Annotated in this window: 18 protein-coding genes and 1 pseudogene; 5 read left to right on the forward strand and 14 right to left on the reverse strand. The window is 52.0% G+C overall.

From position 1 onward, the window contains the following. Positions 1-154 precede the first annotated feature (154 nt). Both M5M_RS05755 and M5M_RS20470 read left to right on the forward strand, forming a co-directional pair. The gene (locus M5M_RS05755; RefSeq protein ID WP_016389243.1) at positions 155-1,777 is read left to right on the forward strand and encodes an LruC domain-containing protein; all 1,623 of its coding nucleotides are present in this window, start codon (positions 155-157) and stop codon (positions 1,775-1,777) included. Positions 1,778-1,797: 20 nt separating this feature from the next. Continuing rightward, a complete protein-coding gene (locus tag M5M_RS20470; protein ID WP_015046530.1) occupies positions 1,798-2,361 on the forward strand; it encodes a hypothetical protein in 564 nt (187 codons plus the stop codon). A 177-nt stretch (positions 2,362-2,538) separates the two neighbouring features. On the opposite strand, the gene M5M_RS05765 is transcribed toward M5M_RS20470, so the two are convergent. The 3 genes from M5M_RS05765 to M5M_RS05775 are packed head-to-tail and all read right to left on the reverse strand — an operon-like array spanning position 2,539 to position 4,880. Continuing rightward, positions 2,539-3,000 (reverse strand): hypothetical protein, encoded by a 462-nt coding sequence (locus tag M5M_RS05765; RefSeq protein WP_015046531.1) that lies wholly within the window; start codon positions 2,998-3,000, stop codon positions 2,539-2,541. Further along, complete coding sequence (locus M5M_RS05770) at positions 2,987-3,661, reverse strand: response regulator (protein WP_015046532.1); 675 nt, start codon at positions 3,659-3,661, stop codon at positions 2,987-2,989. The genes M5M_RS05765 and M5M_RS05770 overlap by 14 nt, the downstream gene beginning before the upstream one ends. After that, positions 3,654-4,880 (reverse strand): sensor histidine kinase, encoded by a 1,227-nt coding sequence (locus tag M5M_RS05775; protein ID WP_015046533.1) that lies wholly within the window; start codon positions 4,878-4,880, stop codon positions 3,654-3,656. The genes M5M_RS05770 and M5M_RS05775 overlap by 8 nt, the downstream gene beginning before the upstream one ends. Before the next feature lie 170 nt (positions 4,881-5,050). Here M5M_RS05775 and M5M_RS05780 point away from each other — a divergent pair, with 170 nt between their 5' ends. The 3 genes from M5M_RS05780 to M5M_RS05785 all read left to right on the forward strand — a co-directional run bounded on the left by M5M_RS05780 (position 5,051) and on the right by M5M_RS05785 (position 7,041). Then, positions 5,051-5,878, forward strand: coding sequence for a DUF2306 domain-containing protein (locus M5M_RS05780; RefSeq protein ID WP_016389244.1), 828 nt, complete (start codon positions 5,051-5,053; stop codon positions 5,876-5,878). A gap of 108 nt (positions 5,879-5,986) precedes the next feature. Then, entirely contained in the window at positions 5,987-6,160 is a 174-nt protein-coding gene (locus M5M_RS20105) for a DUF6435 family protein (RefSeq protein ID WP_015046534.1), read from the forward strand. A 365-nt stretch (positions 6,161-6,525) separates the two neighbouring features. Next, complete coding sequence (locus tag M5M_RS05785) at positions 6,526-7,041, forward strand: BLUF domain-containing protein (RefSeq protein ID WP_024330367.1); 516 nt, start codon at positions 6,526-6,528, stop codon at positions 7,039-7,041. A gap of 27 nt (positions 7,042-7,068) precedes the next feature. Here M5M_RS05785 and M5M_RS20670 read toward each other — a convergent pair. The 11 genes and pseudogenes from M5M_RS20670 to M5M_RS05830 all read right to left on the reverse strand — a co-directional run. After that, positions 7,069-7,641 (reverse strand): annotated as a pseudogene (locus M5M_RS20670) (transposase); the annotation flags it as partial. 353 nt (positions 7,642-7,994) lie between these two features. Next, positions 7,995-8,441 (reverse strand): hypothetical protein, encoded by a 447-nt coding sequence (locus tag M5M_RS05795; protein ID WP_015046537.1) that lies wholly within the window; start codon positions 8,439-8,441, stop codon positions 7,995-7,997. Then, a complete protein-coding gene (locus M5M_RS05800; protein WP_015046538.1) occupies positions 8,434-8,862 on the reverse strand; it encodes an EVE domain-containing protein in 429 nt (142 codons plus the stop codon). Before M5M_RS05800 ends, M5M_RS05795 begins: the two co-directional genes overlap by 8 nt. 219 nt (positions 8,863-9,081) lie before the next feature. Continuing rightward, positions 9,082-9,507 (reverse strand): hypothetical protein, encoded by a 426-nt coding sequence (locus tag M5M_RS05805; RefSeq protein WP_015046539.1) that lies wholly within the window; start codon positions 9,505-9,507, stop codon positions 9,082-9,084. 904 nt (positions 9,508-10,411) lie between these two features. Next, complete coding sequence (locus M5M_RS05810) at positions 10,412-10,900, reverse strand: SLATT domain-containing protein (RefSeq protein ID WP_015046540.1); 489 nt, start codon at positions 10,898-10,900, stop codon at positions 10,412-10,414. 1,063 nt (positions 10,901-11,963) lie between these two features. After that, on the reverse strand, positions 11,964-12,818 hold the full coding sequence (locus M5M_RS19840; protein ID WP_162141166.1) for a nucleoside deaminase: 855 nt from the start codon (positions 12,816-12,818) through the stop codon (positions 11,964-11,966). A gap of 106 nt (positions 12,819-12,924) precedes the next feature. Continuing rightward, complete coding sequence (locus M5M_RS20110; RefSeq protein WP_016389247.1) at positions 12,925-13,488, reverse strand: hypothetical protein; 564 nt, start codon at positions 13,486-13,488, stop codon at positions 12,925-12,927. Between the two features lie 426 nt (positions 13,489-13,914). After that, complete coding sequence (gene aceF / locus M5M_RS05815) at positions 13,915-15,537, reverse strand: dihydrolipoyllysine-residue acetyltransferase (RefSeq protein WP_015046541.1); 1,623 nt, start codon at positions 15,535-15,537, stop codon at positions 13,915-13,917. A gap of 38 nt (positions 15,538-15,575) precedes the next feature. Further along, positions 15,576-18,239, reverse strand: a complete 2,664-nt coding sequence (aceE, locus tag M5M_RS05820; RefSeq protein WP_016389248.1) for a pyruvate dehydrogenase (acetyl-transferring), homodimeric type — start codon at positions 18,237-18,239, stop codon at positions 15,576-15,578. A 396-nt stretch (positions 18,240-18,635) separates the two neighbouring features. Beyond that, positions 18,636-21,482 carry an insulinase family protein gene (locus M5M_RS05825; RefSeq protein ID WP_016389249.1) on the reverse strand — a complete coding sequence of 949 codons (2,847 nt, stop codon included), beginning with the start codon at positions 21,480-21,482 and terminating at the stop codon, positions 18,636-18,638. Further along, positions 21,475-22,545 (reverse strand): AI-2E family transporter, encoded by a 1,071-nt coding sequence (locus tag M5M_RS05830; RefSeq protein WP_015046542.1) that lies wholly within the window; start codon positions 22,543-22,545, stop codon positions 21,475-21,477. The genes M5M_RS05825 and M5M_RS05830 overlap by 8 nt, the downstream gene beginning before the upstream one ends. Positions 22,546-22,563 lie beyond the last annotated feature (18 nt).

Consider the following 22,563-nt stretch of genomic DNA (forward strand, 5'->3'; position numbering starts at 1 on the left):
TCTCCGCTCAGACATCCAAAATGCGATGACCAACGCTTTTTTCGCATTTTGCAAAGCAGACTTGAAATAAATCTGCTCAAAACAGCGTTTTCCCGTGCTGGCATGATAATCGCAATATCCCGGTTAGCATTATTGCCTGAACCCGGGAGGCCCCATGAAGCCAACGTTTAACCTGACATCCACACTTGCAGCATGCGCCTTGGCATGCGGTACACACTTTGCCAGCGCCACTGAACAGGAAAACGGCCAATACCTCTGGACGTTTCTTTCCGGCCAACCCTGGCCACTGGGCTACAACCAGAACACCGGTAAACCAGACAATCTGATTTACGCGCGCGATCAGTACCCCACTGAATTTTTCCAGCGCATTCAGAACGCGTTACCCGAGTCTCGTGTGAACGAAGCCTTCATGACCGACGACGCCGGTTCCAATATTGTGCTCAAAGAAGAAGGCGAAGTGTTTGTCACGTTTTTGCACGAGGGTGCCGGTTACAAAAACAGTTTTGGCTACTTTGTTTACGACCCTGAAAATCCGCCACAGACCCCTGCCGACGTCAGGGAGATTATCGTGTTCCCAAATTTGTCTTATCCACACCTGACCAATGGCCATCGCTTGAGTCTTGGTCGTTTTCCGGCGGGCACCCACATCGGTTTTTTTATCGCGGCCAACGGTTTCTGGTATGACACCGGCGTCAAGCCGAACGCCGTACCCTACTACTACTCGCTCAAGAACCTGAATCCTGACACTCAACCCATCCACAAGCAGCATAATGTCCTGCTTTACGATACAGAGGTGCAGGAGGTAATCATTGGCTTCGAAGACCTGCCGCGCGCCTGGGGCGACAATGACTTCAACGATGCCGTCTTTTCCGTTAAAGCGACACCGTCCACCGCCATTGATCCGAGCAATCTTGTCACCATGCCAGAAGTCAATGACAAGGACGCCGATGGCGTCCCCGACAGCGAAGACGAGTTTCCTGATAACTTCCGACGTGCATTCTCGAGTTACTTTCCGTCCGCCAATGACGTGGTCACGCTGGCGTTTGAAGACAATTGGCCAGAAAAAGGCGACTACGATCTGAACGACCTGGTCGTAGCGGCCCAACAACAAACGATTTACAACGCCGACGGGGCCATTACCGGCATGCGGATCAATGGCGAAATTCTGGCGCGCGGTGCCGATCACCACAACGGCTTTGCACTGCGGCTGATGGGCATTGCGCCCTCCGCATTGAAAGACGCCAACCTGACCATTGCCGGCGAAACGTTTGGTAAAACGGCCGAAAGTGGCCAATCCGACCTGGTTCTGATCCTCTGGCAGGATAGCCACCAATTCACCGGCACCGGGGAGTCGGGCCAATGCAGCCATTTCAACACGGTGAAAGACTGTGCGGAATTCCCCACCGTGCCCTTCACACTGGATATTAATTTCAACGACTCACCGACCAGTATTGCGCACAGCACGCTGGACTATTTCATCTTCCGGACCAACTTCCGTGGCCGTGAGATTCACTTTGCCAACTACGCACCCACCGACAAGTTCGATGCGACCCAGTTCGGCAAATTTGATGACACGTCTAATGCCAATACCGGCCGCTTTTTCCGCTCGGCAGATAACCTGCCCTGGGCACTGCAGATCAACAGCCGCTGGCGCTATCCACGCGAATACATCGATGTACTCTGGGCCTACCCTGCTTATGAACAGTGGGTCGAGTCCTCCGGTCAGGACGCGGTGGATTGGTTCCTGAACAGCGACCGCGTGCACCACTACTATTAATCCCCATAGGAGATACAACCATGAAATACACAAGTACTGTTACCTTGATGGCTCTCCTGCTGATTGGTTGTGGTGGCGGAGGCGGCGGAAGCAGCACGCCGGCCCCCACTACGGCACCGGTATCGGACCCTGCACCAGCGCCCACACCGGCCCCTACTGCGACGCCAACACCCACGCCGACCGAAACGCCCACACCGGGCTATGCACCGGACGACGGCCTGTTGGCACAGGATGCAGAAACTTCGGAACAGCTTTATGTGGAAGAGAGCTTTACCTTTATCGCAACCCGCAAACTGGCGGTAACCATCAATTTGTATCACAGCGATGAGCAAGAACAGCGCGTGGAAGTTTATGCGGTGAAAGAATCCGCCGATCTGGAAACGGATCACTCGTTAAAAAGCGGCTCGTTGATTGCCATGGGAAAAACGGATGCCAATGGCACCTGGCAATCACAACTGGAAATCCCTGCGCATTACAGCCAACTGCTGTTCAAGACGTCTGCGATGGGGCTCGAAAACTACCGGTTTGTGCCTCTGATGGGCGGCGAACCTGAATACGTCCACGTAGCTTTCGAACAAGAGTAAGCGCATCAACGGGCAGTCATTTGCAAGCAGGCCATTCGGGCAGACAGCGTCTGCCCTTTTTTATCGGTACATTGCCACGACGGTTGCAGAATTGTATTCAATGACAATGGGTAAAACTGATATCGGGATTTTCCCTCTCTGCGTCCTCGCCTGCCTCAAATCAATGGTCTTTGACGTTTAATCCGATTGCACGCGATCGGTTTCCATCTTCTGATAGACAGGCCCGACCCATACCAACCCCACACAAATCGCGCCCAAAATCAGCAGTTGATGGAGTACCAGACACAGAAAGATACCGATGGGATGACCGGGTACACCTTTCGCCAACAGGTAGGACAAATACAGCGCGCACAAGGTATTGACCAGCAACGCTGCGTCGCGTGCCAGCCGCTTTCGCAACCATAACCCCGGCGCCAGCAGGCCATTGCCTATGCAACTGGCAGCCAGCACCAGCCCGGGCAATAACAACGCAACGCGGTTTCCCATTCCCGAATCATTCACACTCAGTGTTGACCAAACGGCGACCAGATGCCCGGATGCGCCCAAGAACAAAAAAAACGCCAGCAATAAGCCTGTGACTGCAGCCAGCCGATACAAATCGTTTGCCCCACTGCTGGCCTTGGATTCAATAGCCCACATCGCGGCGCCCCACTTTTGCCAAACCCGACTCATAAGCAAACACCACCGCCTGTGCCCGATCACGCAGCCCGAGTTTGGACAACACACTGGATACATGGGTTTTTACGGTTGCCGCGCCAATGGTGAGACTGTCGGCAATTTCGGCGTTATTCCTGCCTTCGGCCAATGCGGTTAACACCTCCTGCTCGCGGCTGGTGAGCCGGGCGAGGCGCTCAGCCAACTGCGGGTTGGCATCGGCTGGCACACTGAATTGTTGAATCAGGCGTTGGGTGATTGCGGGCGACAGCATGGCGCCGCCTTCCGCCACCGTGCGCACCGCCGCGACCAATTGTTCGGGCGGAATGTCTTTCAGAACGAAACCACTGGCACCAGCGCGCAACGCCCGGTAAACATATTCGTCCGGATCAAAGGTGGTCAGTATGATCACGCGGCTGGTGCAGTTGTCCGCCGCGACAATCCGCGCTGTCGCCTCCAGGCCGTCCAACCCGGGCATGCGGATATCCATCAGAATAATGTCGGGTTGCAATTGTTCGGCCGCAGCAATGGCCTCAAGGCCGTCGGCCGCCTCGGCCACCACGTCGATATCGGCTTCATGTCCCAGCACCATGGCAAAACCCCGGCGCACCAGCGCCTGGTCGTCCACTACCATCACTTTAAGCATCCTGCATGTTCCTCGGCAAACTTGCATTCACTTCAAAACCCGTCTGGCCCGCACCCGCGCAAAAAGTACCGCCCAGAAGTTGCACCCGCTCGCGCATGCCGATCAGCCCATGGCCCTGAGCGGATGCGAGCGGAGCCGGCTTAGCCGGGCCTGCGCCATTGTCGCGCACAGACACGGTAATCACGTGTTCATTGCCTTCAATCGCAACCCACACCTGCACATTGGAGCCGGCGTGTTTGATCACATTGGTCAGCGCCTCCTGTACTAACCGGTACACCGTCAGATCCAACCGCGGTTGCAAGTCCTCCAGCGCGCCGCTCAGTTCAAGAGATACATCCGGCCCGGCCTTGATCACCTGCGCCACTAACGCCGGCAAATCGCGTACGCCCGGTTGCGGGACCAGCGCCACCGCCTGTTGTCTGGGCCTTAACACGCTGAGTAGTTGGCGCATTTCCGCCAGCGCCTGCCGGCCTGCGTGTTCGACCGCGGCCATGGCATCAACGGCAGCCTGCGGATCGGTTTTAGCCACCGTGCGCGCGGCTCCGGCCTGTACGGTCATCAGGCTTAACTGGTGTGCCACCACATCGTGCATTTCCCGTGCGATGCGCGAACGCTCCGCCGCCACCGCCCGCTCCGCTTCGGCGTGCTGTTCGCGTTCCAGATGCTGCGCGCGCTCTTCAAGCAGACGCAGATATTCGGCCCTGAAACGCAAACGGCGGCCCAGATACCAGACGCCTATCACCATCATCACGGTCATGGTGCCGCCGGCGGTCAGGCTGTTAACCAGCGCTCGATCCACCAGAATAAAGACGGCGGCAGCGGCAACACCGGCAACACTGGCATGCCGGTTGGCTTCATAGCGGCCCAGGCTGTAAAGCGAAACCGCCAGTGCCACCAGGCCATCGACGGGTGCGGCCACATAAACCAGCACCGACGCCGAGAGCACCAGCGCGTGCACTTGCCACGGATGACTGCGCCGCCATAACAGCGCCAGGCTCGCGGAAAAGGCCAGTTGAAAAGTCGCCACATGGGTAAATGAGGTCAGCGCAAACAGATCGTGCCCGGCGCGGGAAGACCACATCAACAGCGTCAGAATCAGCGCGAGTAGCGCTAACAACAGGTCGGCGAATTGAGGCCAGCGCGCCAATGGCCGCCACAGCGCGTAGTGCCCCGTGAAAGGTTTATTGGCAACGCTATTGGTGGAGGCCGGTTGATTCATGAATGCATGCTAAACCAGCTGGCGCCGGGTGTCATGCCACCGGCGGCGGAGCCCGGTCGTACCCGCCTCCGCCTTTTGGGGGAGGCCCGGTTAGCGCCTGCGGCCGATGTGCGCCCAAGCTCAGCCGTTCACCATGGGCACCACTGAATGCCAATAAACGGAGCATACTCATGAGGTCTCTCGCCATCCACTCGCGCGGCTTACCGCACATTCAACCCCAACGCCTGGTCAACCACGCCGTCAACATCTGGTTCGGCCTTGCGCTCATCGGCCACTGGTTGTTTCTGGCCTATCTGTTAGTAGTGTTTTTTCCGCCCATAGCGGCGGATGGCATGGAAGGCTTGAAGGGCATGCACCTGCCTTCCGGTTTTAGAGAAGGCGATTTCTGGGGCAACCTGGCGGCTACCAGCCATGTACTGCTGGCGGCCATTATCATCGGGGGCGGACCGCTGCAGTTGATGCCGGCGGTACGCAACCGATTTCCCCGTTTCCACCGCCTGCTCGGCCGCGCCTATTTGTTATCCGCAGTCACATCCGCCATTGGCGGCCTGTACATTACATGGACCCGCAGCCCCATCGGCGATGTCATTTCCAAGCTCGGGATTTCCGGCGATGCCGTGCTGATCATCGTGTGCGCCTTCATGGCGGTACGCCACGCCATGGCCGGGCGATTCACCGAACACCGGCGCTGGGCCATGCGCCTGTTTCTGGTGGCCAGTGCGGTGTGGTTTTTCCGTGTTGGGCTGATGGGCTGGGTTTTACTCACCGGTGGCGCCGGCATTGATTTCGAAACCTTTACCGGCCCGTTTCTCTATGTGCTGGGTTTTGCCCAATACCTGTTGCCGCTGGCCATGTTGGAATGGTATCTCCACTGTCAGCGCAGCAGGCAGGCATGGCAAGCATGGAGTTTTGCTTTAGTACTGGCGCTGCTGACCCTGTACATGGGAGCGGGTATTTTTGCCGCCACCATGGGCATGTGGCTTCCGCGCATGAGCTGAGTATCTCGCAAGCTGAGGTGTGCGTCGCCCGGCGCACAACTGCACGGCTACGAAGTACACATCCGCCACCATCGTTCGCACGTAAACCCCGGAAAGGAGAACCAGACCATGTTCGGACTATTTACCCGCGACCCCACCAAAAAGCTACAGCGCCAATATGAAACTTTGTTAACCGATGCCATGGCCGCGCAAAGAAAGGGCGATATTAAACGCTACTCAATGCTGACCGAAGAGGCGGAAGCTATCCGGGTAAAAATTGAACAAATCCAGGGCACTAAATAGTCATTGGCAGCCCCGGTTAAAAAGTAGCGCTACGGCGGGATTGCATTCCTTCCTACCATAGTGCCTGCGCCAGTTCGTTCACCAAGGCGACTTCAACCCGATCAGCGACGTCCCTTCCTCCAAATGCACGCTGACATCAATAAAGCCAGCCGGGAAATACGCAGCAAATTGGCGACGGCTTCATTGCCGACAACCCGGCCAGGGTTTTTAACGTCCCCAAAAAGAGTCTGGACTGTAAAGGGCGTATTCCCCCACGGCCCGGGCTCTTGGCAAAAACGTTGCAATGAGAAAGCGCCCATCGATGGTTGATCTGAAATACCAGCGCCACCGTAAGCATCGATAGCCCACTCATGCAGTTATCGATTATGACCCAGATATACACTCGACTGACCTATGCCAGCACCGCCACCTTCCTCACCAACAGCCGTGGCGGGATCGAGGCAGATGTTGCCCGCATTTTGCTGCAATCCCGGAAAAACAACAGCCACGCAGGCGTGGGCGGTGTGCTGCATTATGGTAATGGCTACTTCTTTCAGTGTTTGGAGGGCCCGCGTGACCAGGTGAACGCGCTGTACCGAAAAATCTCCAAGGACAGCCGTCACAAAAACGTTCAGGTGTTGTCGATGGTGACAATCAACAAAAGGCTATTTGACCGATGGTCAATGAAGTACCTGCCACTGGAAGAAAACCTCACTGCCTCGCTCAAAAAGATCGGACAGGACGCGTTTAATCCCTATCTTCTCAGCGACAGCATGATAGATGACCTGCTGAAAGCCTGCGTAATCGGCCAAGATCCCACCGCCAAGATGACAACCGAAGCACCGAAAAAGAAAGACAGCTCAGTGGCCGGCTGGTGGCGTCGGATTTGGCAAGCCTCTTAATTGGGGTCAGATAAGACTTTCGGCGCGCTATTCAACATCTGGTGTGATTATAGGGCGCCCTACCACCGCCGGTCGCTGGCGCCGGTCATGCAGGGCTTCCAGCTCATCCTTGAAACGACCGTCACCCAATGCCAGACCAGCATTCACTGCCGACCGGATGCTCGTCACCATGCCAGGTTCCATATGGGCTTTGAAAAGTTGCCGGTACGCGCCCTGACGATCGGCATCATTCAAGGCCAACCTGAGGTACTCCTCATGTGGCGTATGCATCGCCACCTTTAATCCAAAGGCGTGTGCCCGGTAACTGGACCAGACATACGCCGAAGGATCATCCACCATACCCGCGCGCACAGGGTTTAGCTCTATGTAGCGCTGGCATACCAACAGGTAGTCGGTTGCCTGCACCAGGCCCGCCCGGAAACGCCCCTCCCATAGAGTGCCGCTGCGCTTGTATGTTCGATTAAAGTACCGGACGTACCGTCTCCCCAGCGCCTGCATCATTGAAGAGACTGCCTTATCAGCCCTGGGTGTCACCAGCAGATGAACATGATTAGTCATCAACACCCATGCATGGATATCCACTTTGAATTCTGTGGCATATTCGGCTAACCAGTGAAGGTATCAGGCCATGTCTTCTTCGGAGCCGAAGCACACCTGGCGGTTATTGCCGCGCTGGACGATGTGTTGAGGAATACCTATGGGAGATATCCGAGGAAGTCTTGCCATGGCAGCATCCTTGTCGCCATTGAAGTGAGGAGTGAATTTAACACAGGAGATTAGGCGATAATCTTAAAAGATGATTTATGCGCCTTAATTCTTATCTGACCCCAATTATTCGGGGTTAATGCGGCATTCTCAAAAGGTGATTTATGCGCCCTAATTCTTATCTGGCCCCAATTATTAACCCCAATTACTATTCTTATCTGACCCCAATTATTTAATTATTTCGAAAATTAGCCGTTTTTCTGCAATGGCTTCCAATTACCCTGTATTTGAGAATTTTTTTCTATCTTTTCTGAAATCATTTTTCTGAACAACAGAAATTTTTCAGCCTCGTCCGCTTCGGAATTCCTTACAACTTCTGCTAGGGTCGCCCAAGCCTCTTCTGCTTCCACTTCTTCTAAGTTTGAAAAGGGCCCCTGAAGTGCTATGTAAATATCGTTCCCTAACTCTTTAGCAAATGTTGATGACAGTGAAGACGGCTCTCTAATAACCAAATAAAATACCAACCCTGTATAGACGGCAAGAAATGCAATTATCGAATTAACAAGTGTATTTCTATAAAGCTCAAATGAATACGCCATTCCACCCAGAACTGCTTCAACCATAAGCAGAAGTAGAACTAGAAAAGTGAATGGATCTTTGACTTTATCGAGTATTTTTGCATCAACCTTAGGCATCATTACCTCCTAATTTAGGAGGCATTTCACCGCATTTATTTATCAGATCTATTAATGCACGAGACTCTTCGTCAGTTAATAAAAAATTGGTAGCCTGAGGAGCCCTAAACAAAAGCATGTTTTTTAAAATTTGGTCAGCACAAATTTTTCGCTTAGAAAGTTTATTGCAAAACTTTTTTTCATAGACAACATCTACACCATAACTCTGCCAGTCGTCTCTTATATATGGCTCGGATTCAATCACGCCCCAACCATACATTCCCTTCCGATCATCTGCACCCGCCATCCAAAAAAACACTATATCGCCGAGCTTCATTCTTTTTCTATATCTGGTCGCATACCAAGTGTCTTTTTTACCCTCTACGACCTCTAACTCAAGGTCAAAGCGTTCTGGAATTGATTGAAATATAAAAACACTCATTAATATTCCCACTTAGAAGCAGTAAATAACGCCCCGACGTTGCCCCCAAAGTCAAACGAACCACCCATCATTCCCAGAGAAAATAAGGGCATAAAATGCGTTAAAAAACTGAGACCATCGAAAGTAGTAGCAAGTTATGCTAATGGGCGGAAGAAATTCAGTCGCGCCCGCCCTATTAAAAAGGAGCTATGAGAAACCTCGATTATTCAAGATTAAAGATCATGACTCCTGGTCAATTATGCTAAAGTTCTCTCTCATAGCGTCAACAATTAAGCCAATCAAATAGCCAAATATTTCCGCCTCAACCCACTCTGGAACGTATGGAAGATCAAATTTTTTATTCAGCCTCGCCCCTAATACAGAAGCCAGTTCTTTCGCGTCCTTATCAGATATCCCATCAGATGAATTTTTCACCAAACCATACAGCTCATTTGGTAAACTTTGATATAACAGTCTATCAACCAACTTTACAGTTTTAACGAAAATGACTTTTTCCGTCCCCTCTTTAATAAATGGAATATTGATTTTTTCATTTAGCTTGGTAGCTAGAACCTCAACCTCTTCAGGCGAAAGCATCTCTATCTGTTGATCCATATCTTGCTTAACAATATTCCGCTGCTCTTCTGTTAAAACAATATTAGTCATAACAAGGCCTCTATTAAAAGTTAACAATGAATTGGCACTATCAATAAACAAAAAAATAACGGCACCATCTATTTATTGATACGTGGCACACGCTTGATATAACCCAGACCCCGCTAAAAATCATCAATAAATTTTAAGAATCCACTAGAACCAGCATAAAGACTGAAAAATATTCCGACACTAAAAACCTTTGCAAAAGAAAACCCTTACTAACTAAGACCGCGAAGAAACAAGCCCCTTCGCTTCGCATATTTGACTAAATCTATTTTTGGCGACAAAAAACAATAAATGGTGCCAAAAATTCCACGGCCACCGCATTAACTAGCAGCAAAGACCAACCATCTTTATAGATCTGCCTACATTCGACATGGAAAGTACTATCGCAGGCGACACCCTCTTCCGAAACATGATTATTTCAACTCTAGACGATGTGCTGACAAACACCTATTCAAGACACCAAGAGAAGTTCTTACCACAGCAACTTTCATTTCAGTAATGTAGTGAGGGATAGATTTAAAACGTAAGTTTACGGAACAATCTTAAATATTATTAATGCACTGCAATCCTCTACTGACTTCGACGATTTCAATAGTGCAACCTGTTCCGCCGCAAAAAAATCTCTCAAGTGATCTCAGCAGCAGCCCTATGAGACATCTTCAACCCTAGAGCTTGAACTTTTTGGTATAGGTTTTATAGGGTAAGCATTTTGCAGTCTTGGTCAAAGTCTATAAGGCGCCACTCCCCCAATTAAAAGCTTCGGTTAAGCCGGAACAGGTTAAAGCCGACCCAACTCACTCAATTAAATGGATTAAGAGCTAAATATTATTGCAGCTCCTCAATGCACATTTGTCACAAAAACCCTCAAATCCATTAGCCGAAGCCTAAAATCCTAGTTTTTTGATTACTATTTATTTTCTTTTGCAAAGTAGTCAGGCCATTGCTCTTTACGGATTTCGTCATACCTGCTCACAGCCTGACTCCACATCCGTGCTGGTATAATAGGAGAGGCTGATCTAAGAATTTCCGACTTTATAGACAGAATTTCGTAATTTTCTTGCGTCTCTAGCTCTATATCCCTCTCTAGATCGCGACGCAAGGATTCCCACTGCGCACCCACTCCTCTATGCTTTTCTGCATCCTCTTGAAATTTCATAAATGTCTGCAGTGATGATAGCACTACGGCTGATATTGCGATCCAAGAAATCACATGACTCGGAAAAATTTTTCCACCATCATTCGGATATACGTCCGCACCGACAATCGCTGTAATAACGACTAATGGGATGCCAAGAAATAAATGTTTTTTTGCCAAGGAAGCAGCAACATAATGATGCGCCACAGATCGCGTAGTTGCTTCTCTGTGCATTTTTAAAAGTATGCAATCTAATCTCATGACGTTTCTTTACCTCAACTTTGATATCTCAATCTACTGCTCGGCATTGTTCACAAAATTAGCCGCTGCAATGATAGAGAAAAATTCAGACTACTTAAAAAAACTACTGCATCAGCAATAAGGGTCTTTCAATTTCAAATATTAATGAAGACCTACAAATGCACTATAACCATTATGAGCGATTGACAGCATTAAGCGCCCACAATATATTCCTATATGCACTCATAAAACTTTCGCTTCGCCAAGCCTTCCACAACTATTTTTCGTTCATATCACGCCATACGTAATATTATAGCGATCCATACAACTCCTGAGCTTAAAACTAGGGATTTCCGTGATTTCTTCGCCAACTAATTGCCGCCATCTACGCATGCGTCAACAGAATCAAACGCAACCAACCCAATGATATAAGCCCTAGAAGAATGCAGAATCTTTCAATTAAGTATCAGCCCCTCTATTGCGTTTCACCACATCGCTTTTTTAATTCAAGATCAGAGGTAAATGCTGGATCCTACGTGTGAGTCGCGCGAAAACAACAAATGTTAACAGGCTCTACCTCTCCGCATTAACTGACAACACCGACAGCTCCGTCAGACCGACTTCTTAACCGACCTTTTATCAAGAGCACCTGATGCCGAGATCAAAATACGACACGAATCACCCAAGACTAAGATCGCCGCACAAAGATTACGGGGTGCACGAATTTAGAGATCAACCCTGAAACCACACTCTCGTTAAAATAGACAACGCATACTTTAGAAGTATCCGCTATCAGTTGACTATAATAGAAAATATTTTTAAAACAGTTGAAAATATAGATATCCTACCGACAAGATCCATCATATTGACAACACCAACACTGATCTAAAAAATCCCGAACACAGCTAGATAAACCCATCAACATACCTAAGCTCCGTATTACCATTGGAACCCACTTGAATTTCCTAACACCCATATTTAAGACAACAAATGTAAATTCAATATCTAGCTTATCAATTATTATTTAATATCGGATTACAGTGGAACCAATTATACATCTTTACATAAACCATAAATTAAAACTTTACTCTGGGCAAAACTTTGATAGATCTTTTTCAAATTCAACTGTAACCAACTGCAGATAGTTTATAGCTGCAGACAATATATCTTCATTTTCATATTCTGACCTATAATTTAAAAGTCTTTGCTCTGATTTTCTAAAATGAATTTCCGCATTATCACTTAGCAGCCAGTCTGTAATACTTATATTCTTCCGATCTAACAATTTCCATGATTTATAGGCTGCATTCAATTCATTAGTCCAACCTGAAGAATGACTTTGTAGCTGAACCACATTTGGATATGGCGAATAGCCACCAATATTCGAAGTGTCCAACAGTAACCGTTTGTCTACATCACCATACCCTGTATCTTTCTGCGCAAAAACCGCCCGATCTAAGCGGGTAAGAGAAAGCATGCCAGTACACATTAAACAAGGCTCCAGACTAGAGTAAAGTGTATAGTTATTAGCCAAGTAGGACGGCGTACCAGGGCACATTAGATAGCTGCTAACGATTCGAACTTCAGCATGCTGTGAAGCGTTTTTGGTAGCATGTCGCGCATTTCTCGCCCAAAAGATAGGTTTAAGATCTGGTCCAACAAGAACTCCACCTATATTGTGTCCTCGACGATTTTCTTTCAAGACATTAACTGACTGCCAGTTTTTATACACAACAGACATAGCCAAAAGAAGATAGATATCGTCTATTTCTTGCCTCTTCTCAATTTCATAGCTATTTGCATTTTCCTTAGCATTATTAATCGATGAGAGATTATTCTCCTCACCTAAAACACCGCTTTGAGAAAATAGAATATCGTGTTTTTCTTTTACATCTAGATTTGCAGTAGAGCAAGAAAAAACAAAAACAACACTAGCCATTGTTATTCGTCGAAAAAACATAGTTCATCGCCACCCCATAGAAACTCAAGGAAACTATCAAACATTAAAAAATTAGTGACCACTGTCCATCAGCGCACCTTTACAGCTAACGATCCCGTATTGCTTCTGCATGGCGAATTTCTAAATAAATATCTTGATCACGAATAAAGTTTTTTGTATAGATATCCCTAAATTTATTTTTTATAATACCGACATCCGCTCCTACATTTTTTCGCGCAATAGAAACACTCCATGTCCACCCCCACTTGGATGCAGAGGTACCTTTTCCAAAGCTTTCCCACCGAGAAAATCCTTGAGCCGACAAGCCATTCCCATTAACTAACTGGTCGCCAAATGATGCTAGTATATCGTTTGTAGTTTGATACCAATCAGCCCTACCATCCTTTACTAACCTTTCTTTCTCACCATCTGACATTTCCGCCCACGTTCTTTCACTTGGAGTCCAAAAAGTTAGTATCAGCGAGTCCGTTGACTCCACAACATTTTCACCAAGAAGACCAGCCTGAACTACATTTTTTACTCCTCCAACAGTACATTTTTCCAAAGAAAATATTAGAACGGAAAGAATTAAAACAATGAGGGCTGACCATACGTTAACAGGTATTCTTTGCCCTACTAGCTCCATCATACTTGCATCTGAATCTGCCATTCAATCACCATTTTTCTCACTGACGAATAGTTAGCCATTAGCATTAGATGGCCTAAAACGGAAGAATTTAAATCTACGAACACCTCACTCCTCGATAGAGGTTAGGACCCAAACCGACAATAAACACCTAAAACACCTGAGCTCAAAATTGGAATCTATAAAAGAAATTTGTCACTACTACTAAAATATCGTGTTGAGCTAAAAATAAAGCAACATAAAATTCAAAAAAAATAAGAAATACAACACAAATAATGAAAAATATCCCGACACTCCAAACAATTCCAAATAAAAAACCCACCACCCCAATTCCAATAAGAAATAAAACCTTCAAGCCGCTACCTAGCCCTCACCCAATTCCAAACGCCAAAAAACAAAAAAGGGCGCCAAAAGGCGCCCTTCAATTTCGAACAGATGTCGCTTAAATCATCACAACAGCAATTTCCGAATATCCCCGATCACCGCCGTAAGATAGGTAAAGAACCTACCTGCATCCCCACCATTAATCGCCCGGTGGTCATAGGACAAGCTCAGCGGCAACATGTTGCGCGGTTCAAACTCTTTACCATTCCACACCGGCTTCACCTGTGCGCGCGATACGCCCAGGATGGCAACCTCAGGTGTGTTGACGATGGGGGTAAACCCATTGCCACCCATGGCACCCAGTGAAGAAATGGTAAAACAACCGCCCTGCATGTCGTTCGGCATCAGCTTGCCATCGCGCGCTTTCTTCGCGAGGGCGGTGGCTTCTTCTGCCAGTTCGTACAGGCCTTTTTTGTCTACGTCGCGGATCACGGGCACCATGAGGCCGTTGGGGGTATCAACCGCCATGCCGATGTGGACGTAATCTTTTTGTACGATGTGCTCGCCGTCGTGGTGCATGGACACATTAAAGCTTGGCTCCGCACGCAATGCTGCGGCGCAGGCTTTGAGCAGGAACGGCACGGGTGTGAGTTTTACGCCGCGCTTTTCTGCCTCTGCTTTCATGCTGTTGCGGAAGGCTTCGAGCTCGGTGATGTCGGCGTCGTCCCATTGGGTCACGTGCGGCACGTTGAGCCAGCTGCGCTGCATATTGGCGGCGGTGACCTTTTTGATTTTGCTCATTTTGACCATTTCAATCGGGCCAAACTTGGCAAAATCTACCGCCGGCACAGCCGGAATACCGGAGCCCACGCTGCCGGATTGCAGCTTGCCGGTTTGCACGTCCTGGATGATGGTTTTCACGTAAGAGCGAATATCATCTTTGGTCAGGCGATTGCGCGGGCCGCTGCCTTTGATTTTGGTCATGTCCACGCCAAGCTGGCGCGCCAATTTGCGCACAGCGGGGCCGGCGTATACGGAATCCACAAAACCGGGGACGGCTTCGTCGGCTGCAGATGTTGCTGCTGCCGTTGCTGGCGCAGCGGGTGCTGCCGTAGTGGCTGGCGCAGGTGCAGCGGCTGGAGCAGCCGCTGGCGCTGAAGCAACGGGCGCGGCTTTACCTTCCGCCACAATCACACCAATGACCGAACCGGCAGAGAGTTTGTCGCCTTCTTTCACGGTCAGGCTTTTGATGGTGCCGGCAAATTCTGCGGGCACTTCCATGGAGGCCTTATCGGTTTCCAGCACCACCAGTGAATCGCCTTCAGCTACTGTGTCGCCTACAGCCACACACACTTCAATCACGTCCACGTTTTCGCTGCCACCCAGATCCGGAATCACCAGGTCCCGGTCACCGGCGGGCGCTGCAGCGGCAACGGGTGCTGCCGCCACAGGCGCAGCTGCCTGAGCAGGCGCCGGTGCGGCTTCGGCTTTGGGCGCAGACGCACCGTTACCGGCCACAGCCACTACACCAATCACGGCACCCTGCGATACCTTGGCGCCTTCTTTCAACGCAATGCTCACTACCTTGCCGGAGACAGGTGACGGCACTTCCATGCTCGCTTTGTCGGTTTCCAACACGATGAGTGAATCGCCTTCGCTCACTTCGTCGCCAACACTCACGCAGATTTCGATTACATCCACGTCTTCGGCGCCGCCAATGTCGGGCACCGCGATTGTTTCAATAGCCAAGGTAAACTCCTTGTTTATCTATTAAACCCAATGAGCGCTTACACGCTCATGGGGTCTGCCTTTGCCGGGTCAATGCCAAATTTCTTAATGGCCTTGGTTACGTCTGCCGCTTTGATTACGCCTTCATCGGCCAGCGCTTTGAGTGCAGCGATGGTGACGAAGTAGCGATCCACCTCAAAGAAGTGACGCAACTTGGCGCGCGTGTCGGAGCGGCCGAAGCCTTCCGTACCCAGGGCGATGTAAGTGTCGGCCGGGATAAAGGCGCGCAATTGCTCGGTGTAGGTTTTCATGTAATCGGTTGCGGCAATCACCGGGCCTTCCTGCTTTTCCAGGCACTCGGTAATGAACGCTTTACGCGGTTTTTTCGCTTCCGGGTTGAGCATGTTCCAGCGCGATACGCGCTGACCGTCGCGGGTCAGTTCGTTCACGGAAGTGAGGCTCCAGATATCGGATTCCACACCGTACTCGTCGCGCAGGATCACCGCCGCCGCTTCCACTTCACGCAGAATCGTACCGGCACCCATAAGCTGAACGCGCATGCCTTTCTTGGGCGTTTTCTTGCCTTCGTTCAGCAGGTACATGCCTTTGATAATGCCTTCTTCGGCACCGGCGGGCATATCCGGATGAACGTAGTTTTCGTTCATGGTGGTGATGTAATAGAAGCAGTTTTCCTTGTCCTGGAACATGCGCTTCATGCCATCCTGCATGATCACCGCCAGCTCGTAGCTGTAGGTGGGGTCATAGGTTTTACAGTTGGGGATGGTGTTGGCCAGAATATGGCTGTGACCGTCCTGGTGCTGCAAACCTTCACCGTTGAGCGTGGTGCGGCCAGCGGTGGCACCAATCAGGAAGCCGCGCGCCTGGCTATCGCCCGCCGCCCATGCCAGGTCGCCAATACGCTGGAAACCGAACATGGAGTAGTAGATGTAGAAAGGAATCATCGGGCAGTGGCTGTTGCTGTACGCCGTCGCCGCTGCCAGCCAGGCCGCCATGGCGCCGGCTTCGTTAATGCCCTCTTCCAGAATCTGGCCTTTCTTGTCTTCCTTGTAGTACATGATCTGGTCGTGATCATGCGGCACGTACTTCTGCCCTTCCGAGGTATAAATCCCCAGTTGGCGGAACATGCCTTCCATACCAAAGGTACGGGCCTCATCGGGCACGATGGGCACAACGCGCTCGCCGATGTTTTTATCTTTTACCAGCGTGGAAATGAAACGCACCCACGCCATGGTGGTGGAAATTTCACGCTCGCCGGTGCCTTTGAGTTGCGCCTTGAACGTTTCCAATGAAGGAATTTCCAGCGCATCAAAATCTGCCTGACGCGCCGGCAGGTAACCGCCCAGCGATTTGCGACGGGAATGCATGTACTGCATTTCCGGGCTGTCGGGTGCGGGCCGGTAGTAAGGCACGGTTTTCAGGTCGTCGTCGGAAATCGGAATACCGAAACGATCGCGGAAGCCTTTGAGCGATGCGATATCGAGCTTTTTCACCGAGTGAGTGATGTTGGCGGCTTCGCCGGCTGCACCCAAACCATACCCTTTAACGGTTTGCGCCAGAATCACGGTGGGCTGACCTTTGTGCGCGACCGCTTCGGCATAGGCTGCGTACACTTTGTACGGGTCATGACCGCCACGGTTGAGCTTCATGATGTCGTCGTCAGACAGATCTTTCACCAGCTCCAACAGCTCCGGGTATTTACCGAAGAAATGCTCGCGGGTGTAAGCGCCGCCGTTGGCTTTGTAGTTCTGCAACTCGCCATCGCACACTTCGTCCATGCGCTTCTGCAACAGACCGGTGGTGTCTTTTTCCAGCAGCGCGTCCCAATGACGACCCCACACCACTTTGATCACGTTCCAGCCGGCACCGCGGAACACACCTTCCAGCTCCTGAATGATTTTGCCGTTACCGCGCACCGGACCATCCAGGCGCTGCAGGTTACAGTTAATCACGAAGATCAGGTTTTCCAGCTGCTCGCGGCCCGCCAGTGCGATGGCACCGAGGGATTCCGGCTCATCACATTCGCCGTCACCCAGGAAGGCCCACACTTTGCGATCGCCGCGCTTGACCAGATCGCGCGCTGACATGTAACGCATGACGTGCGCCTGATAAATCGCCTGCAGCGGGCCAAGACCCATGGAGACGGTGGGGAACTGCCAGTAATCGGGCATGAGCCACGGGTGCGGGTAAGAAGACAGGCCAGCACCGTCCACTTCGCGACGGAAATTATCCAGCTGATCTTCAGAAATGCGCCCTTCCAGGAACGAGCGGGCATACATACCCGGCGCACTGTGGCCCTGGTAGTAAATCAGATCGCCCAGCTCTTCGCCGTCGTTGCCGCGGAAGAAATAGTTAAAGCCCACGTCGTACAGTGTCGCCGCGGAGCTGAAGGAAGAAATGTGGCCACCCAGGCCCTCGTCGTTGTCGTTGGCGCGCATCACCATGGCGAGCGCGTTCCAGCGGATCAACGAACGGATGCGGCGTTCCATAAACAGGTCGCCGGGCATGCGCTTTTCTTTCTTGGGTGGGATGGTATTGCGGTAGGGAGTGGTGATGGCAGCGGGCAGCTCAACGCCGGCCATGGTGGCCCGGTCGAACATCTGCTTCAGCAAAAAGGCCGCACGGCCATCGCCACCGTAACGAATTACCGCGTGTAGAGCATCGAGCCACTCTCGCGTTTCGAGGGCATCAATATCCTCTGTCATTCAACTCTCCTTTCGCCGGCGACGCCGGTTGTAGTGTCTGTGTGAAATAAACATTCGAAAGAGTATAGAAGTGTCGCAATCATCGCTCAAAAAAACTGATTGAGCCGACAATTGCGTCTTCCAGCATCATTCTTGTAGTTTTTTTACAAATTTAGGCGCCGCTTTTCAGCCACGCTCTGGAAGTGTGGTAGGCATAATACGGAAATTCGGGCAAAAGTACACGTTTGGCGGCCCATATGGCAAAAAAAATTGCCAGAATGCCGTTTCTTAAGAAACGGTTTCATCTGTAATTTTTCTACAGGATGTTGCGTGGTGCTACGGGATAGGTGGTTCAACGGATGGCCGCCCCGCCACTTCCACGGGGAATGCGAATGATTGGCCCGCGGCTCGAATGGCTCAGGGCACTATAAACTGTGGGCCTTCGGCCTTGAAGGTGTCTACATCGGTGACTCTGGTCACCGGCTCGGTCTCACTGGCCACGGGCCGGGTGGCAAACAGGATGCGGCGATCGGGATCGAACAACTGGTAGGCGTAGGTGCGCAGGGTCACCGCGTTCACTTCTTTGAGGGCATCCGCCAGCGCGTCGCGCCGGTAGAAATCCACCTCGCCACCGGGGCCCGCATCGGCGATGGCAGTCCAGTAGCGTCCGGCCTGATCGGCCAGGTTGCGAGGTTTTTCGTTCAGTTCGGCCAGCAGGGCTTCGCGGTGTGCGGGCAGGTTATCACCCAACCACTCGGGCACCGAGTCCAGAAAGCCGTCGAACGCTGTCCGCAATTCCAGCGGGGTGGCTTTGGGCGACTGCGCCACCAGCACCATGCCGGGGTAGTCGGCTATTGGTAAGGCTGAAGTAAAGACCACATAACCTAACTGTTGCTCTGTGCGCAGTTGGTGGAAAAACGGCGAGCGCAAGCTTTGCACCAGCATGGCCACATGAGCCCGGTCAGTCAGGCTGTGACCTGGCGCCTGATGGTAGATCACCAGCGCGTCATCCGGATGATTAACCTCGACGTCGCGCTCGTAACCACCGCGCACGTTAGTCAGCACTTTCAATTTGCCGGGCAGATCCCTGGCATTGCCCTTCACCAACTGCTGACGCACCAGGGCGGCCAATTGGCGCGCTTCGGGGGGAAGCAGGTTGCCATACGCCAGCATGTCGGCCTGGGCATTCTGATTGAGCTCCCGCCCAAAGGTTTTCACCTCGGCAAGCCCCGTATTCGCCAGTGCATCAGCCAACGCATGCTGCGGCCAGGCCGGCTGGTACAGGGTGGGCACAATCTGTTGTAGCAATTGAATATAGGGCGGTTGCCGGTCGCCGTTGCGGGTGCGGCGAATCAATTCGGTGCGCACATTGGCAAAACGGGCGGCTTCCAGGCGCGGGCTGACCAGCGCCTCAAGAATTTCCGTCAGCAGCAGGCCCTGGCGGTCGTTGTAGCCGGCCACTGTGATCTCCAGGCCGCGCGCCGTCACCTGCACATCAAACCCAAGTCCCGCCAGAAATGCCGGGTAGCTGTACTCGTTGAGTTCGTCCAATACCATGGCCACATACAGTTCGGCCTGCGCGCGGCTGGCGATGTTTTTGCCCACTGAGGGCGTGCGCAACTGGATGCGGATCACACTGCGCGGCAAATTGAACTGATTGTCCTGCATGTGCCACAAACGCAATTGCGGCTCGTTGATCAACCGCTCGGGCACCGGGGAATCGCTCACCCGCTCGCGTACCTGCAGGCGGCTGGGCACAAACGGATTGGGCTTGGGCAGGCGTAACTGCTGCAGCGCTTGCGGCGCAATGGCCGGCAGTACGGGCAACGGCGCGGTGGCGTATGGCGTATCGTAATCGGCCGCCTGATGGCTGAAAGCACCGTCGTTATCGGCCATCAACACCAGCGCGTGTTCAGGTTTGAGAAAATTCAGAAAGTACTGGGTCAGACTGGCGTCGAATCGCTCGTACATGTAGCCGCCCTGTAAAATATCGGCGGGCTTGTAACGGTTCATCTGATTGACGAGTTGCTGCACCCAGGCAGAGGGGCGCTGGCGCTCCTGAAAACGGAAATTGATGGCCGCCAACTGCGCTAGCTCTTCAAACCGCCACGCCTGTGGTCCGTCTTTTACTATCAGATCGATCGCGGCAAACACCCAGGCCATCACCCGCGCGTATTCGCGCTGGCCTTTGTCGGTGAGCGTAACCGATACAATAAAACTCCCCGCGTAGGGCCCCATATCGCTGTCGCCGGCCCACAGCGCCACCGCCAGGCCTTCCTGCTTCAGTGCCGACAACAAACTGCCCTTGCCTTCATGGCCCAGGAGATCGGCAATCTGGGTAAGCGGTTTTTCCGGGTAGTAACCGGCGCTGTTAGGAATGGGGAACATCAAACGCAGTTCGCGCAATTCTTTAACAGGCTGGTAGCGCACCAGGGTTTTAAGACGGTCTTTTTTGAATAGCGGCTCGGCATTGGTGGGGGCCGCGATATTTTTGTTGGGAATCGACGCAAAATAGCTGCTCGCCCAGGCCGCCAACTGCTCCAAGGATTGCGGGCCCAATACCACCAACGACATGATATTGGCGGAATATTCGCGCTGATAAAAATCGATCAGCGCATCGCGCACCGGTTCGTCTTCGCGGTCGGCCAGGGTGTTCAGATTACCCACGGTAAACCGGCCGGCCGGATGAGCGGGATTGGTGAAATGATTCAGCACCGCACGCGAACGGCGGGCATCGTCTTTTATTTTTGCCTGGTACTCAGCGTTGACCGCCTCGCGCTCGCGGGTGACGTAGGCCTCAGTAAACAAGGGCGCCGTAAAAAACTGGCCGAAACGCTCCAGCGATTGCGCCAGATGTGCGGGTCGCACGGTATAGAAGTACAGGGTGTGATCGAGTGCAGTGTAGGCGTTGTGGGTGCCGCCACTGGTGGCAATGAATCCCGGCCAGCCATCCGGCTCGGGAAATTTTTCGGTGCCGAGAAACAGCATGTGCTCCAGAAAATGAGCCAGACCTTCGCGCCCTACCGGGTCTACCGCACTGCCCACATTAACGCGCAGGGCCACCGCGGATTCTTCCGCTTCCGGCGAGGATACCAGCAATACCCTCAATCCGTTGGCGAGCTCCAGGTAGCGGTACTGGCGATCATCGTTGGGGCTTTTTTCGGGCGTGAACGCGGTGGTTAAGGCAGGCGGATTGTCGGCCGACCATGCGACAGCTACGCCGCAAAGCCACAACAACGCAATCCAGGCAAAACGATTAAGCATTCGCACCCTCGCCGTTAGGCTGGCTGGGCCAGGCATTGATAACGGCTTTTAACAAGGTCGCCAGCGGGATCGCAAAAAACACGCCCCAGAATCCCCAAATGCCACCAAATGCCAAGACGGCAATAATAATGGCGACCGGGTGCAGATTAACGGCTTCGGAAAACAGCACCGGCACCAGCACGTTGCCATCGAGCGCCTGAATAATGCCGTACACCAGTAACAGCCAGTAAAACTCCGAGCTCAAGCCCCATTGCCACAAGCCCACCAATACCACCGGTAAGGTCACGACAGCGGCGCCGATATAAGGCACCAACACAGACAAACCCACGGCGATGGCCAGCAGCAAGGAATAACGCAGCCCCATGAAACTGAAGCTGGCATAGGACACGGCGGCAACAATCAGGATTTCCACCGCTTTACCGCGCACATAATTGGCAATCTGGTCGTTCATTTCCAGCCAGACCCGCTGCATGATGGGGCGTTTGCGCGGCAGAAAACCACTCATCCAGTTGAGGATCAGCTTCTGATCTTTCAGAAAGAAAAACACCAGAATGGGCACCAGCACAAAATAAATCAACGCGGTAATCAGCAGCGGCACGCTGGCCACCGACACACTCAGCAAAGATTGCCCCACAGTGCCCAGTTCGTGATTGGCAAGGTTGGTGAACTGCTGGACGTGTTCAGGCGACACGTAATCCGGGTAGCGTTGGGGCAATACCGCCAATTGGGCCTTGGCATCTGCCACCATGCGCGGCAGCTCTTCAATCAGGTTACCCATCTGACGCCAGAGAATCGGAAACAACACCAGCACCGCCGAGGTGATCAACCCCACCAGCACCAGAAAGGCAGTCCAGACTGCGAGAATATGGCGCATGCCCCAATTGACCAGTCGCTGTACCAGCCCCTGCAGTAAAAAGGCCAGAATCAGCGCCGCAATGGCCGGTGCCAGCACGGTTCCCATGGTCACCACCAATGCCAGCCCAAGAACCAGTAGCAATAGCAACACCAGGGCTTCTTCGTCGTAAAAGTAACGATTGGTCCAGTTACGGAAAATCTTCAACATGGTGAGCGGGGCTCTTTA

The organism is Simiduia agarivorans SA1 = DSM 21679, from assembly GCF_000305785.2.
GTDB lineage: Bacteria > Pseudomonadota > Gammaproteobacteria > Pseudomonadales > Cellvibrionaceae > Simiduia > Simiduia agarivorans.

Coding starts and splice junctions, on each gene's coding strand:
- M5M_RS20110 (WP_016389247.1), bottom strand. CDS start 13,488: ATGGCAGATTCAGATGCAAGTATGATGGAGCTAGTAGGGCAAAGAATA.
- M5M_RS05755 (WP_016389243.1), top strand. CDS start 155: ATGAAGCCAACGTTTAACCTGACATCCACACTTGCAGCATGCGCCTTG.
- M5M_RS05770 (WP_015046532.1), bottom strand. CDS start 3,661: ATGCTTAAAGTGATGGTAGTGGACGACCAGGCGCTGGTGCGCCGGGGT.
- M5M_RS19840 (WP_162141166.1), bottom strand. CDS start 12,818: ATGGCTAGTGTTGTTTTTGTTTTTTCTTGCTCTACTGCAAATCTAGAT.
- M5M_RS05775 (WP_015046533.1), bottom strand. CDS start 4,880: ATGAATCAACCGGCCTCCACCAATAGCGTTGCCAATAAACCTTTCACG.
- M5M_RS05780 (WP_016389244.1), top strand. CDS start 5,051: ATGAGGTCTCTCGCCATCCACTCGCGCGGCTTACCGCACATTCAACCC.
- M5M_RS20470 (WP_015046530.1), top strand. CDS start 1,798: ATGAAATACACAAGTACTGTTACCTTGATGGCTCTCCTGCTGATTGGT.
- M5M_RS05795 (WP_015046537.1), bottom strand. CDS start 8,441: ATGCCTAAGGTTGATGCAAAAATACTCGATAAAGTCAAAGATCCATTC.
- M5M_RS05765 (WP_015046531.1), bottom strand. CDS start 3,000: ATGTGGGCTATTGAATCCAAGGCCAGCAGTGGGGCAAACGATTTGTAT.
- M5M_RS05805 (WP_015046539.1), bottom strand. CDS start 9,507: ATGACTAATATTGTTTTAACAGAAGAGCAGCGGAATATTGTTAAGCAA.
- M5M_RS05825 (WP_016389249.1), bottom strand. CDS start 21,482: ATGCTTAATCGTTTTGCCTGGATTGCGTTGTTGTGGCTTTGCGGCGTA.
- M5M_RS05785 (WP_024330367.1), top strand. CDS start 6,526: ATGACCCAGATATACACTCGACTGACCTATGCCAGCACCGCCACCTTC.
- M5M_RS05830 (WP_015046542.1), bottom strand. CDS start 22,545: ATGTTGAAGATTTTCCGTAACTGGACCAATCGTTACTTTTACGACGAA.
- M5M_RS20105 (WP_015046534.1), top strand. CDS start 5,987: ATGTTCGGACTATTTACCCGCGACCCCACCAAAAAGCTACAGCGCCAA.
- M5M_RS05810 (WP_015046540.1), bottom strand. CDS start 10,900: ATGAGATTAGATTGCATACTTTTAAAAATGCACAGAGAAGCAACTACG.
- M5M_RS05800 (WP_015046538.1), bottom strand. CDS start 8,862: ATGAGTGTTTTTATATTTCAATCAATTCCAGAACGCTTTGACCTTGAG.
- aceE (WP_016389248.1), bottom strand. CDS start 18,239: ATGACAGAGGATATTGATGCCCTCGAAACGCGAGAGTGGCTCGATGCT.